This is a genomic window from Gemmatimonas sp. (assembly GCF_044376735.1).
GTDB lineage: Bacteria > Gemmatimonadota > Gemmatimonadetes > Gemmatimonadales > Gemmatimonadaceae > Gemmatimonas.
In genome coordinates, this window is the sequence record NZ_JBILKJ010000022.1 from 31,199 (window position 1) to 44,979 (window position 13,781).

Sequence of the window (13,781 nt, forward strand, 5' to 3'; positions counted from 1 at the left end):
CTCCCGTCGTAACTCACGCCATGACGACTCGCACCATTCGCGATCTCTCCGACGCTGACCTCATCGGTCAACGCGCGCTCGTTCGCGTTGATTTCAATGTCCCGCTCGACGCAACCGGGGCGGTGAGCGATGACACGCGCATCACCGCCGCGCTACCGACGATCACGATGCTGCTCGAGCGAGGCGCGAAGGTCATCCTGCTGGCGCACTTCGGCCGTCCCAAAGGCGCGCCTGAAGCCAAGTACTCGTTGGCGCCCGTCGCCGAGCGACTGAAGCAGTTGCTCCCGCGCCCCGTGCACTTCCTGGGCGAGACCGTCGGCGCGGCTGCCGTGGCGGCCACGCAGGCGCTGCCCAACGGAGAGGTGCTCTTGCTCGAGAATACGCGCTTCCTCGCTGGCGAAGAGAAGAATGAGGACGCGCTCGCGCGGCAGCTCGCGCTGTTGGGCGATGTGTATGTCAACGATGCGTTCGGCGCGGCGCATCGCGCGCATGCCAGCACCGCCGGCGTGGCGAAGTACTGCCGACCGGCGGTCGCCGGATTGCTCATGGAAAAAGAACTCTCGTATCTGGGCGGCGCACTCGCCGCACCGGAGCGACCGTTCGTGGCCATTCTCGGTGGGTCCAAGATTTCCGGAAAGATCGACGTGGTGGAGGCCCTCCTGCCCAAGGTCGATCACCTGCTCATCGGCGGGGCGATGGCGTGCACGTTCTTCCGCGCGATGGGATTCGAAACCGGGACCTCGCTCGTGGAGCCCGATCGGCTCGACATGGCGAAAGCGCTGCTGGCGCGAGCCGGGGACAAACTCGTCCTGCCGCTTGACGCCGTGATCGCGTCGTCGATGGACGCTGGGAGCTCGGCGCGCGTCGTCGGTCGCGAGTCGATTCCCACCGGCGAGGCGATGTTTGATGTGGGACCTGCCAGTGTGGAGCAGTATCGGGCCCTGATCGAATCCGCCCGCACGGTGCTGTGGAACGGACCGATGGGCGTTTTCGAAAAGCCGCCCTTCGACGTGGGCACGCTGGCCGTGGCACGGGCGATGGCGGTGGCCACCGGTCGCGGAGCCACGACGATCATCGGCGGCGGCGACTCGGCGGCAGCGGTGGCCGTGGCCGGACTGGAATCGGAAATGTCGCACGTCTCCACGGGCGGCGGCGCCTCCCTTGAGTTCCTCGAGGGGAAGAACCTGCCGGGCGTCTCCGCGCTTGACCTCCGCTGATCAGCGATCCGCGTCCCGTACTCTCCACTTCACAGGTCATCGACCGCTCATGCATCACAAGCCCGTTATCGCCGCCAACTGGAAGCTCAATCACAGCCCCACCGACGCGAAAGCGTTTCTCAGCCGCTTCCTCGCGCAGGCGCCGAAGATGAACGACCGCACGCTGGTCTTCTTTCCGTCAGCGATTACGGTAACGACGGTGGTGGAAGGCCTGCGCGAGCGTCCCGATATCTGGGTGGGCGTGCAGAACGTGCACGCGGAGGCGCAGGGGGCGTTCACGGGAGAGAATTCCGTCCTCATGGCGCGTGACGTTGGGGCACGCGTCGTGCTGGTCGGGCACTCCGAACGTCGCCATGTGTTTGGCGAGACGGACGCCATGACCACCAAGAAGATGGCGCTGATCTGCCAGGCTCGGCTGGTCCCGATGCTGTGCGTGGGCGAAACCCTGGACGAGCGCGAGGCGGGGACCACGGCGACGGTCGTCGAGCGACAGCTGTCCGCTGGCCTGGCCGAACTCGACGACGCGCAGGCGGCGGGGATCATGTTGGCGTACGAGCCGGTCTGGGCGATCGGGACGGGGCGGACGGCGACCCCAGAAGATGCGAGCGCGATTCATAGCGTGCTCCGCACGGCCCTCGCCAGCCGATTGGGCGAGCGGGCGGCGGCGGGTGTGCCCATCCTGTACGGTGGCTCGGTCAATCGCGGGAACGCCGCCACGCTCCTTGCCGCGCCAGACGTCGATGGGCTCCTCGTGGGCGGGGCGTCGCTCGACGCCGATAGCTGGGCGAGCATCGTCCGCAGCTGAGTCTCGCCCAGCCCCCGCCCAATCCGTCGCAACTGTTGGGTGGGGAAGGACTTGCCTCCGCACATCCCCTCAGCCATGTTAGAAGGCTGGCGCGGCGTTCGCGCCCTCTGCACGCACTCGATTCCGGCTTCGTGACATGTACACGTTTCTGCTCACTCTGCTCATCCTCGACGCGATCGTTCTGGCGATCGCCGTGCTCCTTCAGTCCGGTAAGGGCGGTGGATTGGCGGCAAGCTTTGGGGGAGCCAGCTCGTCGTCTGACTCCGTGATCGGTACGCGTCAGGCGGGCAACCTGCTCACGAAGGCGAGCTGGTGGTGTGGCGGCGTGTTCCTCGGCCTTGCGTTCGTCCTGCAGATGATGTCGTCGCGGGGATCGGCACCGAAGTCGGTGCTCGACAAGCTGGCCACGCCCACAACGCCATCGTCCGCGCCCGCTGGTGGAGCCGCCCCCGCCGCGCCGCTAACGCAGCAGCCCGCCGCGCCGGCCCCGCCGACGGCACCCGCCAAGCAGCCATAATCGACGCGTGAGCACGTTGCCTCCCAAAGGGTTCCTCCTCCTCGAGGACGGAACCCTTTTTCTCGGCCGACTCGTCGGCCCGACCGCGCCGACCGTAGCGGAAATCGTCTTTACGACCAACATGACCGGATACCAGGAGGTCTTCACCGACCCCTCGTATCGGGGCCAAACCGTCGTCCTCACGGCGCCGCAAATCGGCAATTACGGGGTGAACACCGAAGATCCCGAGTCATCAAAGCCGCAGGTTGCCGGTGTCGTGGTTCGTGAGCTCTCGCCCACCTACTCGAACTGGCGCGCCACCGGCGGCCTGCGGGAGTGGCTGGAAGCATATCAGGTCCCGGTTCTCACCGAAGTCGACACGCGACGCCTCACCAAGCATCTCCGAGCCGTTGGGGTCATGCGTGGCGTCATCGGGCTAGGGGAGACGCCCACCCGGGAGGCCCTCGCGGTGCTCGAAGGCTGCCCGAGCATGGAAGGCCTCGACCTGGCAAGCGTCGTGTCCACCCGTGAGTCCTATGCCTGGGGCAAGCCGGACGCCACGTATCATGTGGTGGCCTACGATTACGGGATCAAGCGGAACATTCTGCGACTCTTCGAGGCGCACGATTGCCGGGTCACCGTGGTGCCGTCGGACACGCCAGCCAAGCACGTGCTCGCGATGGAGCCGGACGGGGTGTTTCTGTCCAACGGTCCCGGAGATCCGGATGCCGTGACCTATGCACCGGCAGCTATCCGTGAGATCGCGGCGACGAACATGCCGATGTTCGGGATTTGTCTCGGGCACCAGTTGATCGGGTTGTCGTTTGGCGCGCGCACCGAGAAGATGCCGTTCGGACACCGCGGGGGAAACCAGCCAGTCAAGGATCTCGCCACCGGCAAAGTCCTCATCACATCGCAAAACCACGGCTTTGCTGTCGTGGGATCGGTCGAGGGAGTTGAGGGGGCGCCGGAACTGGCGATTACCCACGTCAACCTCAACGACGGTACGGTGGAAGGGCTCCGCCATCGCACATTGCCGATCTTTGCGGTGCAGTACCACCCCGAGGCGGCGCCGGGGCCGCATGATGCGGTTCCCCTGTTCGATCAGTTTCTCGCTGCCCTCAGAAACCATCGTCGGTGAAGTGGTACAAACGCTTGACTGACAAGCACTAAGGTCATACGTTCGCTTCCTTCACTTGATCATCGATACGTGCCGGACACCCCCGAAACCGGGACGGCACGTCGACCCTTTGGTAGAGTCCATGACGAAAGCCGATCTGGTTGAGAACGTCACGGCGCGCATTGCGCTGACGGCCGGGCCGACCATCTCGAAGAAGGATTGTGCGCGCGTGGTTGACGCCTTTCTTGACGCGATCAAAGAAGCGCTGCAAGAACAGAAGAACATTGAAGTGCGTGGCTTCGGCACGTTCAAGATTCGGCAGCGCAAGACGCGTATGGCGCGGAATCCGCGCACCGGATCGCCGGTCGAGGTATCCGCGCGTCCGGTCCCGGTCTTCAAGCCGAGCAAGGAGTTGCGCGCCATGGTTGCCGGTGTGGACGAGAGCATGATCGAGGATGAAGAGGGCGATGAGATGAACGAGGCGTGATTCGCGCGTCCCTCGAGCGTCGCCTGATGCAACGCCCCGCCACGCCTCACGTGAGCGGGGCGTTCGGCTTTGGGTGCTTGGGGAACCGAACGCTGTGACTTAGGCTATGTTGTTGACGATATGAGCATTCCTGTCCTGCTGTTCGCGTCGTACGCCGACGCCTTTGGCACCCGCCGCCTCGAGGTGCCGCTCGATGTTCCCTGTCAGGTGGCTGAGCTCGTGCGGGTCATCCGGACGATGCCCGGCGGCGACCGTTTGCCGGTGGTGCCGCTCGTGGCCGTGAATCGGACGTGGGTCCGCGAGGACGCGTCGCTTCAGCTCGGCGATGAAGTCGCGCTCATTCCTCCGGTGGCGGGAGGATGACCGTGCCCGAGAGCGGCGTGTTGCATGTGGCCATCGTGACGGCGCCGATCGATGTCTCGGCGCTGCTGGCACGCGCGCAGGGGCCCGGTATCGGCGCCGTCTCGTTGTTTCTGGGTACCGTGCGCGATCTCAACGACGGGCGACCGGTCAGTGGCATGGAATACGAGGCCTACGCGCCCATGGCTGAGTCCGAACTACGGACGATTGCGGAGGAGACCTGCGGGCGCGTGAACGGACTCCGCCTCGTCGTGGAACACCGTGTCGGCACCCTCGACATCGGCGAGGCGAGCGTGGCGATTGTCGCAGCCCACGCTCACCGCGCGCAGGCGATGGACGCAGCGCGCGACGTCATCGAATCGCTCAAGCAGCGGGTGCCCATTTGGAAGCGTGAGCATTACCTGAGCGGAGATCGTGAATGGATCGATCCGACCAGGGGGCGGTCGTGACCGCGCCCATCCTCGGCGAATCGCTCGATCAGTTCGGGCGGAAGATTGAGTACCTCCGCATCTCGGTCACCGATCGGTGCAACTTCCGCTGCCAGTATTGCATGCCGCTCGAGGGGCTCCCGTGGCTGCCGAAAGCGGAGATTCTGCGCTACGAGGAGATTGCCGACGTCGTCCGTCAGTTGGCCCCGATGGGGCTGCGGCGCCTTCGCATTACCGGAGGCGAACCCACGATCCGTCCACAACTTGGCAGCCTTGTGCGCATGTTGCGCGAGATCCCCGGCATCGAGGATATCGCGCTCTCCACCAACGGCGTGAAGCTACCGGCCATGGCGGCTGAGCTGGCTGAGGCTGGTCTCGATCGCGTCAATATCAGTGCCGACTCACTGCGCCCGGATCGGGTGGTGCAGATCGCGCGACGGGATCTGCACTTCGATCTGCTGGCCTCGGCACGGGCGGCGCAGGCCGCCGGCCTTGGCCCTATCAAGATCAATGTCGTCGTCATGCGCGGGATCAACGACGACGAGATCGCCGACTTTGCCGCGCTCACCCGGGACAATCCCTGGCATGTTCGGTTCATCGAGCTCATGCCCGTGGGTGAACTGCGCGAGCTGACCTTTGACCATGTCGTCCCCACGGATGAGGTACTGGGGCGCATTCGCGCGCTCGACGCGCTGGAGCCCGACGCCGGCCCAGCGCGCGGGAACGGTCCGGCGGTCTACTACCGGTATCCGGGTGCCGCCGGAACGGTCGGGGTCATCACCCCGATGACCCATACGTACTGTGAGCGGTGCAACCGGGTACGGCTCACGGCTGATGGGCGATTGCGCACCTGTCTGTTCGGCGACCACGAGGTGATGCTGCGTGACGCAATTCGGAACGGCACACCGCTCGCCCCCTTGTTTCTTCAGGCACTTGCCGAGAAACCCAAGGCGCACGAGCTGCTGCAGATGCGCGTCGGCGGTCTGCGGGCGCTGAGTCAGGTCGGCGGCTGACCCGGCCACGGCCGCCAGTTGCCCCGACGTGCCGCCTCGTGTTGCTCGCGTCGGTGCAGCGTTCTATGTTGCGGACGCGGCGCTCATCGTCGCGGCGATGGTCGAACTAACCGTCTACGTGCCGTTTAGCTCGCACATCGCTGAGCTGCATCAGTATCAACGTCATCAACGTCGCTCGGACACCCGATCGGAGAACCGGCAAAACATGGTCAATAAGATCACGGTCGTTGGCGCGGGCAATGTCGGCGCCACGACGGCGCAGCGCATCGCCGAGAAGTCGCTTGGACGCACGGTGGTGATGGTCGACGTCGTCGACGGCATCCCGCAGGGCAAGGGGCTCGACCAATGGGAGTCGGCGCCCGTGGAGGGTTTCGACACGCGCGTCATCGGTACCAACGGCTATGATGAAACGGCCGGCTCGGACATCGTCGTTATCACCGCCGGGATCGCCCGCAAGCCGGGCATGTCGCGCGACGATCTCCTGAACACCAACGCCGGCATCGTGAAATCGGTGTCGGAGCAGATCAAGGCCACGTCGCCGAATGCGATCGTGATCGTGGTCTCGAACCCGCTCGACGTGATGTGCTACGTCGCGAAGCAGGTGACGGGCTTCCCGCGTGAGCGCGTGATCGGCATGGCCGGCGTGCTCGACACGGCGCGGTACCGGTCGTTCATCGCTGAAGCGCTCGACGTCTCGGTGCGCGACATTCAGGCAATGGTCCTTGGTGGACACGGCGACACGATGGTGCCGCTCATCTCCTACACCACGATCAGTGGTATCCCGGTCACGCAGTTGATGCCGCGGGAGCAGCTCGACGCCATCGTGCAGCGCGCGCGTGACGGCGGCGCCGAGATCGTGAAGTACCTCAAGACGGGCTCGGCGTACTACGCGCCGTCGGCGGGTGCGGTGGAGATGGTCGAAGCGATCGTGCATGATCGCAAGCGCATCCTGCCGTGTGCCGCGTGGCTCGACGGCGAGTACGGCATGTCGGGGCTGTTCCTCGGCGTGCCCTGCAAGCTCGGTCGCAACGGTCTCGAGAAGATCCTCGAAATCGACCTCACCGACGACGAGCGCGCCGCGCTCGAACGCTCCGCACAGGCCGTGCGCGAGCCGATGTCCGTGATCGCCCTCTGATTCTGACGGGACCGGCGTGTTCACTACGGTGAGCGCGCCGGTTTCTTCTTCTCACCCCGCCTATGTACGTACTCTCGCGTTTCTGGCAAAGCACGATCGGCAAGAAGATCGTGATGGCGGTGACCGGGATCATCGGGATCCTGTTCGTCATCGGCCACATGTCCGGCAATCTGCTCATGTTCAAGGGGCAGGAGGCCATGTCGCACTATGCGCAACTCTTGCGGACCAGCATGCCGTTACTCTGGTCGGTCCGCATCGGCCTTATCGCAGCCGTGGTGCTGCACGCGGTCGCGGCGTATCAGCTGACGATGCGTTCGCGCGCGGCGCGCCCGGACGGGTACGCCGAGCGTCGCCCGCAGGTTACCACGTTCGCCGCGCGGACCATCCGGTGGGGCGGCGTGTTGATTTTGGTCTTCATCGTGACGCACCTGCTGCAGCTCACGATCGGCGCGATCCACCCGGACTTCACGCATCTCGATCCGTACAACAACGTACGCATCCTGCTCTCGAATCCGCTGATCGCGGCGTTCTATGTGCTGGCGATGGGGGCGCTCGGTCTGCATTTGTACCATGGCACCTGGGCCGTCGTGCGCACGCTCGGCGTCGCCCGACCGTCGGCGCAGCCGCTCAAGCGTCGCGTGGCGCTGGCCGTTGCGATCATCGTTGCCGCCGGTTTCATGATCATCCCGATCGCCGCTGTGCTCGGCAAGTTTGCGCCGGCACCACCGCTTGCCGAATCGTCGGCGGCCACTGCGCTGGCCATGCCCGCTGCGGAGACTCACTGACATGCTCGACCTGAATCCGAAGATCCCGAGCGGCCCGCTCGAGCAGAAGTGGGACCAGCACCGTTTCTCGATGAAGCTGGTGAACCCGGCCAACAAGCGCCGGCACAATGTGATCGTCGTCGGCGCCGGCCTCGCCGGGGCGTCGGCTGCGGCCAGCATGTCGGAGATGGGGTACCAGGTGTCGTGCTTCGTGTACCACGACACGCCGCGTCGCGCGCACTCGATTGCCGCGCAGGGTGGTATCAACGCCGCCAAGAACTATCAGAACGACGGCGATTCCATTCGCCGTCTGTTCTACGACACGATCAAGGGTGGCGACTTCCGCGCTCGTGAAGCGAATGTGTATCGACTGGCGCAGCTGTCGGTCAACATCATCGATCAGTGCGTGGCGCAGGGTGTGCCGTTCGCCCGTGAGTACGGTGGTCTGCTGGCCAACCGGTCGTTCGGCGGCGCGCAGGTCTCGCGCACCTTCTACGCTCGAGGACAAACCGGTCAGCAGCTGCTGCTCGGCGCGTACTCGGCCCTCGAACGTCAGATCGCACTCAAGGGCGTGCAGATGCACACGTTCGAAGAGATGCTCGACGTGGTGGTCGTTGATGGGCACGCGCGCGGCATCGTCACGCGCAACCTGCTCACCGGCAAGATCACGTCGCACGCGGCTGATGCGGTCGTACTAGCGACGGGCGGTTACGGTAACGTGTTCTACCTCAGCACGAACGCCATGCTGTCGAACACCACGGCCACGTGGCGCGCATACAAGAAGGGCGCGGCATTCGCCAACCCGTGCTACACCCAGATCCATCCCACGTGCATTCCCGTCAGCGGCGACCACCAGTCGAAGCTCACGCTGATGTCGGAATCGCTTCGCAACGACGGACGCGTGTGGGTGCCGATCACGCGCGGAGACAATCGCGCACCGGCCGCCATTCCCGAAGCGGAGCGCGACTACTTCCTCGAGCGGAAGTATCCGAGCTTCGGCAATCTCGCGCCGCGAGATATCTCGTCGCGTGCCGCCAAGGAGGCGTGTGATGACGGTCGCGGTGTCGGCCCCGGCGGACTGGGCGTCTATCTCGATTTCGCCGATGCCATCAAGCGCCTCGGCAAGGATACGATCGCGGAACGCTACGGCAATCTGTTCGACATGTATCAGCGTATCACGGATGAGAATCCGTACGAGCGGCCGATGCGTATCTACCCGGCCGTGCACTACACGATGGGCGGCCTGTGGGTGGACTACAATCTCATGAGCACCATCCCCGGCCTGCATGTCGCTGGCGAGGCGAACTTCTCCGACCACGGGGCGAACCGGCTCGGCGCATCCGCGCTCATGCAGGGATTGGCTGATGGGTACTTCGTGTTGCCGTACACCATCGGTGATTACATCGCCAGCACGAAGCTCTCGAAGGTCGACAACACTCATGCCGAATTCAAGGCGGCGGAGGAGTCGGTGCGCGCGCAGACCAAGCGCTTCCTTGATATCAAAGGCAAGCGCACCGTCGACTCCTTCCACAAGGAGCTCGGCAAGATCATGTGGGAGTACTGCGGCATGGCGCGCACGAAGGAAGGACTCACCGAGGCGCTGGACCTGATTGCGGCGCTCAAGGGCGAGTTCTGGAGCAATGTGAACGTGCCGGGAAGCGGCGACAATCTGAATCAGGCGCTCGAGAACGCGGGACGCGTGGCGGACTTCATCGAACTCGGTGAGCTGATGTGCCGCGATGCGCTTGCGCGCGAAGAGTCGTGCGGCGGTCACTTCCGTGTGGAATATCAGGACGCCGGCGAAGCGAAGCGCAACGACGATGACTTTGCCTACGTCGCTGCGTGGGAGTTCGCGGGCGAGGGCAAGGCGCCGATTCTCAACAAGGAACCATTGGTGTACGAGAACGTGCACCTCTCCACCCGGAGCTACAAGTAATGAAGCTCACTCTGAACGTCTGGCGTCAGCCGGCCTCGCAGGCTCCGGGCAAGCTCGAGACGTACACGCTCGATGGTGTCAGCGCGGACATGTCGTTCCTCGAGATGTTCGACCTGCTCAACGAGCAGCTGACGATGGAAGGGAAGATCCCCGTGGCCTTCGCCCACGACTGCCGCGAGGGGATCTGCGGCTCGTGCTCGATGATGATCAACGGGCAGGCGCACGGCCCGTGGGCCGGGGCGGCGACCTGCCAGCTGCACATGCGTGCGTTCAAGGACGGCGACATCATCACCGTCGAACCGTGGCGTGCGGCGGGATTCCCGATCGTGAAGGATCTGGTGGTGAATCGCGGGTCACTCGACCGCATCATCCAGGCGGGCGGGTACGTGTCGGTCAACACCGGCGGTGCGCGCGACGCCAACTCGATCCTGATCGGCAAGGACATCGTCGAAGAGGCGATGGACGCCGCGGCCTGCATCGGCTGCGGGGCCTGTGTCGCGGCGTGTCCGAATGCCTCGGCCTCGCTCTTTACCGGAGCCAAGATCACGCACCTCGGCTTGTTGCCACAGGGACAGCCGGAACGTGACACGCGCGCGCTGGCGATGGTCGAGCAGATGGACATCGAGGGCTTCGGACACTGCACGCTGGTGGGTGAGTGCCAGGAAGCGTGCCCGAAGGAGATCAGCATCGATGTGATTAAGAAGATGAATCGCGACTACCTCGTCGCGAGCGCCAAGCGGCAGGAGCCGAGGGCGGCGACGGGCGGCTAAACGGCCGGGCTCGGTGTGCAGCCCAAGACGGGGGCGTGTTGCTTCGGCAACGCGCCCCCGTTTTTTGTCGTATGTTGGGGTATGCCTGCCTTCCGACTCTCCCGTTTCGTCAACCTGCTCGTGGGCGTCCTGCTCATCGTAGGCTGCACCGAGCGCGCGCCGGCGCCCACCGTGGCGAACGCGGATCGTGGTCTGGCGCTCATGACGGCGTTCCGAGACTCGTTGCCCGAACATAGCGGCAATGCACTGCGCTGTGTGAGCTGCCACCTCGACAACGGCACCCGGCCGACGGCCATGTCATGGCTCGGAACCGCGGCGCGCTATCCCCGCTATCGCGCGCGGCCCGGCTATGAAGAGACGCTGGCCCGCCGGATCAACGAGTGTATCGCGCGGAGTCTGGCGGGTCGCATGCTGCCGGAGGACGGTCAGGAGATGCGCGACATGCTCGCCTACATGGAAACGCTGCGGGCGTCGGCACGTCCCGCGCCGGTGGATTCCGTCAAGCTGCTCGGCGATGTCGCACACGGCGAAGTCGGATATGCCGGGCAATGCGCCCGCTGTCACGGCGCGAACGGGGCGGGGCTCCCGGCGCTGGCGGCGCCCGCCGTCTGGGGCAGCGAGAGCTACGCTATCGGGGCCGGCATGGCGCGGCAGTACACGTTGGCTACCTTCGTTTGGCACAACATGCCATTCGATCACGCCGATACCCTCACGGCGCAGGAGGCCGCCGATATCGCGGCGTTCGTGCTCACGCAACCGCGCCAGGATCATCCCGGCAAGGAGCGCGACTGGCCCAAGGGCGATCCACCGATCGACGTCGCATACCCCACCACGGCCGCAGCCGCGGCGGGAAAGCCTTTGCCGCCGGCACGCCCGTTGCTGCCGCGTCTGGTCGCACCAGATTCACTCCTGTCACGCCGCGGAGCTCAGCCATGACGCACGACACCTCATCGACCTCCGGTCGTCGCACGTTTCTCTCACGCCTGATGACCGCAAGCGCCGCGCTGGGATTCGCCGCCCCGCGCGCCGCGGGCGCCCTCGGGGAGCCGGTGTCCCCCCGCCCCTCGTACCCTCTCGCCGCCGACGATCCCTGGATGTCGCGGCTCTCGGGAAAGAGCCGGGTCGTCTTTCATTCGCATTTGGCGAGTGATGGCATCGCCCTGCGGTGGGCACAAACCTTCCTCGACACGCAGAAGAGTGCCTACGGACTGACCGATGCCGACAGTAGCGTGGTGGTCGGCTTGAACGGCCGAGCCATCGGCCTGCTGTTCAACGACGCCGTCTGGGGGAAGTACCCGATCGGCGAGACGCTCCAGATGCCGGGCTCGCGGAACGCGAACGCCGCGCTGGTGGCACAACTCGTCTCGCGTGGCGTGATTATTCTGGCCTGCAACAATTCCATCCGCGCCGCTGGCCAGCGATTCCTCCCCGAGGCGCAGCGGGGCGATGCAGCACTGCGCACGGCGTTCTCGGACGAGGCCAGGGCCAATCTGCTCCCCGGCGTCGAAGTGGTGCCGGCGATGATCGTGACGCTGCAGCAGGCGCAGGACCGGGGGTGCCGGTACGTCTACGGCGGCGGCTGAGTCAGCCGCCGCCCGGCCAGGCTAGATGCGCGGCAGCGTGACGCCGTGCTGTCCCTGATACTTGCCCTTCTTGTCCCCGTACGACACCTCGGGCGGCTCGTCCCCCGTGAAGAAGACCACCTGCGCGATGCCCTCGTTGGCGTAGATCTTGGCCGGGAGCGGGGTCGTATTCGAGATCTCGAGGGTCACGTAGCCTTCCCACTCGGGCTCAAACGGCGTGACGTTCGTGATAATGCCGCACCGGGCGTATGTGCTCTTGCCCACGGTGAGCGTGAGCACGTTGCGCGGGATACGGAAGTACTCGACGCTGCGCGCCAGTGCGAAAGAGTTCGGCGGCACGATGCAGACGTCGCCCTCGAACTCCACGAAGCTCTTCGGGTCGAACGCCTTGGGGTCGACGATCGAACTGAGCACGTTCGTGAAGATCTTGAACTCCCGGGCGACGCGCATGTCGTAGCCATAGGAGCTGACGCCGTAGGAGATGACGCCTTCGCGGACCTGACGATCCTCGAACGGTTCGATCATGCCGTGCTCACGCGCCATTTGCGTGATCCAGCGGTCAGAGCAGAGCCCCATGAGGCAGAAGGGAAGAGGGTAACCCGTGCCGGATTGGACCAACCGGTCCATTCCGTAGCTGCACGATCGGCGGGAAACATAGTCAAAACCGCCGAGGAAAATGTCGGACGCGTGTCGAGGCTGGCCAAACTCGCTTGGCCGGTTACTTCCTCCAAGTCCGGGATGGACGTGCAGTTGAGCGCAGGCGGTCCCTCGGGTAGCTTCACCCTGCTGCATTGTGAATTCTTTCACGAGCATAGGGCGCGCTTTGGCGCTGCCATCCGTTCGCACCTGCGATGCTACGAAATTATCTCCCGGTTCTGCTCCTGTTGGGCTTCGTGATTATCAACGCGGTGCTGATTCTTGGCATCGCGCATCTCACGGTGCGGCCACAACCCACGATGGTGAAATCGCAGCCGTACGAGTCGGGCATGAGTCCGCTCGGTGACGCGCGCGAACGCTTTTCCGTCAAGTTCTACCTCGTGGCCATGCTGTTCATCGTGTTCGACATCGAAACGGTGTTCATGATTCCGTGGGGCGTCTACTATCGGCAGCTCTCCTGCAAGGTCCCGATGATCGCCGATGCGTGCCCGGTCGGGCAGCTGTCGTTCTTCGGCCTCGGTGAGATGCTCGTGTTCGCGGCCATTCTCGTCGTCGGCTTCGTCTATGTCTGGAAGAAGGGAGCGCTCACGTGGGATTGATCTCGCCCGCGGATAACCGCCTCGTACAGGTCGATCCCGGCGCGCAGGACGGCTGGATCACGACCCGCCTCGACTTCCTCGTCAACTGGGCGCGCGCCGGTTCACTCTGGCCGATGCCCTTCGGTACTGCCTGTTGCGCCATCGAATTCATGGCGACCGCCGCGAGTCGCTTCGACCTCGCGCGATTCGGCATGGAACGACTCAGCTATTCGCCGCGACAGGCGGACGTCCTGCTCTGCGCGGGGCGCGTGCCGCTCAAGCTCGCGCCGGTGATCCGTCGCATCTATCAGCAGATGCCGCAGCCCAAGTGGGTGATCTCGATGGGCGCGTGTGCGTCCACTGGGGGCATGTTCGATAATTATGCCGTGGTGCAGGGCATCGACACGATCATTCCAGTGGACGTATACGTGC

17 protein-coding genes are annotated in these 13,781 nt (G+C 64.9%); 16 read left to right on the forward strand and 1 reads right to left on the reverse strand.

The window, feature by feature from the left end; all coding sequences use genetic code 11:
* Positions 1-20 precede the first annotated feature (20 nt).
* The 14 genes from ACIRA7_RS05720 to ACIRA7_RS05785 all read left to right on the forward strand — a co-directional run bounded on the left by ACIRA7_RS05720 (position 21) and on the right by ACIRA7_RS05785 (position 12,114).
* Positions 21-1,217, forward strand: a complete 1,197-nt coding sequence (locus ACIRA7_RS05720; RefSeq protein WP_396219874.1) for a phosphoglycerate kinase — start codon at positions 21-23, stop codon at positions 1,215-1,217.
* A gap of 49 nt (positions 1,218-1,266) precedes the next feature.
* Positions 1,267-2,022, forward strand: a complete 756-nt coding sequence (tpiA, locus tag ACIRA7_RS05725) for a triose-phosphate isomerase (protein ID WP_396219875.1) — start codon at positions 1,267-1,269, stop codon at positions 2,020-2,022.
* A gap of 136 nt (positions 2,023-2,158) precedes the next feature.
* Positions 2,159-2,539: a preprotein translocase subunit SecG gene (gene secG, locus ACIRA7_RS05730; protein WP_396219876.1), complete on the forward strand. Its 381-nt coding sequence runs from the start codon at positions 2,159-2,161 to the stop codon at positions 2,537-2,539.
* Between the two features lie 7 nt (positions 2,540-2,546).
* Positions 2,547-3,659, forward strand: coding sequence for a glutamine-hydrolyzing carbamoyl-phosphate synthase small subunit (gene carA, locus ACIRA7_RS05735; RefSeq protein WP_396219878.1), 1,113 nt, complete (start codon positions 2,547-2,549; stop codon positions 3,657-3,659).
* A 55-nt stretch (positions 3,660-3,714) separates the two neighbouring features.
* Positions 3,715-4,125, forward strand: a complete 411-nt coding sequence (locus tag ACIRA7_RS05740; RefSeq protein ID WP_396219880.1) for an HU family DNA-binding protein — start codon at positions 3,715-3,717, stop codon at positions 4,123-4,125.
* A 120-nt stretch (positions 4,126-4,245) separates the two neighbouring features.
* Entirely contained in the window at positions 4,246-4,488 is a 243-nt protein-coding gene (locus tag ACIRA7_RS05745) for a MoaD/ThiS family protein (protein ID WP_396219881.1), read from the forward strand.
* On the forward strand, positions 4,485-4,934 hold the full coding sequence (locus ACIRA7_RS05750) for a molybdenum cofactor biosynthesis protein MoaE (RefSeq protein ID WP_396219882.1): 450 nt from the start codon (positions 4,485-4,487) through the stop codon (positions 4,932-4,934). The genes ACIRA7_RS05745 and ACIRA7_RS05750 overlap by 4 nt, the downstream gene beginning before the upstream one ends.
* Positions 4,904-5,926: a GTP 3',8-cyclase MoaA gene (gene moaA, locus ACIRA7_RS05755; protein ID WP_396219884.1), complete on the forward strand. Its 1,023-nt coding sequence runs from the start codon at positions 4,904-4,906 to the stop codon at positions 5,924-5,926. The genes ACIRA7_RS05750 and moaA overlap by 31 nt, the downstream gene beginning before the upstream one ends.
* Before the next feature lie 205 nt (positions 5,927-6,131).
* On the forward strand, positions 6,132-7,061 hold the full coding sequence (gene mdh / locus ACIRA7_RS05760) for a malate dehydrogenase (RefSeq protein WP_396219885.1): 930 nt from the start codon (positions 6,132-6,134) through the stop codon (positions 7,059-7,061).
* A 62-nt stretch (positions 7,062-7,123) separates the two neighbouring features.
* Positions 7,124-7,846: a succinate dehydrogenase cytochrome b subunit gene (locus ACIRA7_RS05765; RefSeq protein WP_396219886.1), complete on the forward strand. Its 723-nt coding sequence runs from the start codon at positions 7,124-7,126 to the stop codon at positions 7,844-7,846.
* A 1-nt stretch (position 7,847) separates the two neighbouring features.
* Positions 7,848-9,761, forward strand: coding sequence for a fumarate reductase/succinate dehydrogenase flavoprotein subunit (locus ACIRA7_RS05770; protein ID WP_396219887.1), 1,914 nt, complete (start codon positions 7,848-7,850; stop codon positions 9,759-9,761).
* Positions 9,761-10,531, forward strand: a complete 771-nt coding sequence (locus tag ACIRA7_RS05775; protein WP_396219888.1) for a succinate dehydrogenase/fumarate reductase iron-sulfur subunit — start codon at positions 9,761-9,763, stop codon at positions 10,529-10,531. Before ACIRA7_RS05770 ends, ACIRA7_RS05775 begins: the two co-directional genes overlap by 1 nt.
* Before the next feature lie 81 nt (positions 10,532-10,612).
* The gene (locus tag ACIRA7_RS05780; RefSeq protein ID WP_396219889.1) at positions 10,613-11,467 is read left to right on the forward strand and encodes a c-type cytochrome; all 855 of its coding nucleotides are present in this window, start codon (positions 10,613-10,615) and stop codon (positions 11,465-11,467) included.
* The gene (locus tag ACIRA7_RS05785) at positions 11,464-12,114 is read left to right on the forward strand and encodes a hypothetical protein (protein ID WP_396219890.1); all 651 of its coding nucleotides are present in this window, start codon (positions 11,464-11,466) and stop codon (positions 12,112-12,114) included. The genes ACIRA7_RS05780 and ACIRA7_RS05785 overlap by 4 nt, the downstream gene beginning before the upstream one ends.
* 21 nt (positions 12,115-12,135) lie before the next feature.
* On the opposite strand, the gene dcd is transcribed toward ACIRA7_RS05785, so the two are convergent.
* Entirely contained in the window at positions 12,136-12,690 is a 555-nt protein-coding gene (gene dcd, locus ACIRA7_RS05790; RefSeq protein ID WP_396219891.1) for a dCTP deaminase, read from the reverse strand.
* Positions 12,691-12,965: 275 nt separating this feature from the next.
* On the opposite strand from dcd, the gene ACIRA7_RS05795 reads away from it, so the two are divergent.
* Both ACIRA7_RS05795 and ACIRA7_RS05800 read left to right on the forward strand, forming a co-directional pair.
* On the forward strand, positions 12,966-13,370 hold the full coding sequence (locus ACIRA7_RS05795) for an NADH-quinone oxidoreductase subunit A (RefSeq protein WP_396219892.1): 405 nt from the start codon (positions 12,966-12,968) through the stop codon (positions 13,368-13,370).
* Positions 13,361-13,781, forward strand: a 421-nt coding sequence (locus tag ACIRA7_RS05800; RefSeq protein WP_396219893.1) for an NADH-quinone oxidoreductase subunit B, incomplete at its 3' end; no start/stop codon positions are given. The genes ACIRA7_RS05795 and ACIRA7_RS05800, both read left to right, overlap by 10 nt.

Coding starts and splice junctions, on each gene's coding strand:
- ACIRA7_RS05720 (WP_396219874.1), top strand. CDS start 21: ATGACGACTCGCACCATTCGCGATCTCTCCGACGCTGACCTCATCGGT.
- tpiA (WP_396219875.1), top strand. CDS start 1,267: ATGCATCACAAGCCCGTTATCGCCGCCAACTGGAAGCTCAATCACAGC.
- secG (WP_396219876.1), top strand. CDS start 2,159: ATGTACACGTTTCTGCTCACTCTGCTCATCCTCGACGCGATCGTTCTG.
- ACIRA7_RS05745 (WP_396219881.1), top strand. CDS start 4,246: ATGAGCATTCCTGTCCTGCTGTTCGCGTCGTACGCCGACGCCTTTGGC.
- ACIRA7_RS05750 (WP_396219882.1), top strand. CDS start 4,485: ATGACCGTGCCCGAGAGCGGCGTGTTGCATGTGGCCATCGTGACGGCG.
- moaA (WP_396219884.1), top strand. CDS start 4,904: ATGGATCGATCCGACCAGGGGGCGGTCGTGACCGCGCCCATCCTCGGC.
- mdh (WP_396219885.1), top strand. CDS start 6,132: ATGGTCAATAAGATCACGGTCGTTGGCGCGGGCAATGTCGGCGCCACG.
- ACIRA7_RS05765 (WP_396219886.1), top strand. CDS start 7,124: ATGTACGTACTCTCGCGTTTCTGGCAAAGCACGATCGGCAAGAAGATC.
- ACIRA7_RS05770 (WP_396219887.1), top strand. CDS start 7,848: ATGCTCGACCTGAATCCGAAGATCCCGAGCGGCCCGCTCGAGCAGAAG.
- ACIRA7_RS05775 (WP_396219888.1), top strand. CDS start 9,761: ATGAAGCTCACTCTGAACGTCTGGCGTCAGCCGGCCTCGCAGGCTCCG.
- ACIRA7_RS05780 (WP_396219889.1), top strand. CDS start 10,613: ATGCCTGCCTTCCGACTCTCCCGTTTCGTCAACCTGCTCGTGGGCGTC.
- ACIRA7_RS05785 (WP_396219890.1), top strand. CDS start 11,464: ATGACGCACGACACCTCATCGACCTCCGGTCGTCGCACGTTTCTCTCA.
- dcd (WP_396219891.1), bottom strand. CDS start 12,690: ATGGGGCTCTGCTCTGACCGCTGGATCACGCAAATGGCGCGTGAGCAC.
- ACIRA7_RS05795 (WP_396219892.1), top strand. CDS start 12,966: ATGCTACGAAATTATCTCCCGGTTCTGCTCCTGTTGGGCTTCGTGATT.